This window comes from Vibrio sp. 10N.222.46.A1 (genome assembly GCF_041473595.1).
GTDB classification, from domain to species: Bacteria; Pseudomonadota; Gammaproteobacteria; order Enterobacterales; family Vibrionaceae; genus Vibrio; species Vibrio tasmaniensis_A.
Window position 1 is genome coordinate 1 of record NZ_JBFRSN010001322.1, and the last position, 257, is coordinate 257.

A 257-nucleotide genomic window follows, 5' to 3' on the forward strand; every position below is an offset into this window, starting at 1 on the left:
AATAGAAACCTTCCATCGCCAAGCCACCATCGGTGATGTATTCAAACGAAAGCTCTACTTCTTGGCCTGCCCATTGTGAAACGTCGAACTCAGCATCAATCCAACCGCCAGATTCGCCGCCAATAGCAGGAACGAGGCCAGTATTGTACGGGTCATCCAATGAGGTGATGTTGCCGGCAATGGCTTGTCCATTCACGAGTACGCGTGCAAAGTCGTAGTCTTTCTCAATTTCATACCAAGTTTTGAATGAAAGCAGT

General features: G+C 47.9%; 1 protein-coding gene. It reads right to left on the minus strand.

The window, feature by feature from the left end; translation table 11 throughout:
* A partial coding sequence (locus AB4496_RS26305) for a hypothetical protein (protein WP_372132833.1) occupies positions 1 to 257 on the minus strand: 257 nt, incomplete at both ends.